Source organism: Rossellomorea aquimaris (genome assembly GCF_001877785.1).
GTDB lineage: Bacteria > Bacillota > Bacilli > Bacillales > Bacillaceae_B > Rossellomorea > Rossellomorea aquimaris_A.
This window is the reverse complement of record NZ_MINN01000093.1, coordinates 1-839: the sequence shown is the minus strand read 5'-3', so window position 1 is coordinate 839 and position 839 is coordinate 1. Positions and strand designations below refer to the sequence as shown.

Below are 839 nucleotides of genomic sequence, written 5' to 3'. Positions count from 1 at the left end.
ATGAGTGAATGAGACGTGTTGTTGCGAGCCTTCACACAACCGAACTGATGGTGTCGCGTTAAACTGCAATATTGAGCCCCGTTAAGCGCTGTTTCGTGATGGGTCGTGAGGTGGTTTATGAGCTACTTAAGGCGTTATGTGGGGAAAAATCAGGATGGAATATGAGGTTGTAGTGGTGATAGTGGGATAGGATATGACGAAAAGACTCAGCATCTTAAGTGACATTATTTTTTTTTTCAAGGAAGTGGCAAGGCAATTGGCCATGGACGGGGCCAATTTGGTCCTGGCAGCACGCAGCACCGGCTTGATCGAAGCGCTTGCTTGTGAACTCGGGCCAAATGCCATTGCCGTAACGATGGATGTCAGTCGTGAAGCGGATGTCGCTTGGTTGTTTGAGGAAGCCTTAACCAGTTTTGAGAAAATCGATGTATGGATTAACAACGCAGGTGTGGGAGTGATTGGCCCGTTCACATCTATTCCGCTTGAAGATCTCACGCGCATGGTGGAAGTGAACGTCAAAGGAACAGTAAACGGCAGTCATTTTGCGCTTCGCCATTTTAAAGAAATCGGCAGCGGCACCTTGATCAATATTGGCTCGGTAGCGAGTGATGTCTCTTTTCCCTATTTTACCGGCTACAGCGCCAGCAAGCATGCCGTTCTCGGTTTCAGTTCAGCGCTCAATGAAGAAATGAAACTCGAAGGCTACCATGATATCCATGTTTGTTCGGTGCTCCCATGGGCAACAGATACGCCGTGGTTCGAATATGCGGGGAATTATTCCGGGAAAGTCGTCGATATGAAGTCGATGAACGATCCCCGGCAAGCAGCCAAAGTGATCC

General features: G+C 48.5%; 1 protein-coding gene. It reads left to right on the top strand.

The features are described 5' to 3' along the window. Nucleotides 1-193: 193 nt before the first annotated feature. Nucleotides 194-839 (top strand): SDR family NAD(P)-dependent oxidoreductase (locus tag BHE18_RS12505; RefSeq protein ID WP_071618910.1); only part of this gene is annotated, 646 nt, incomplete at its 3' end.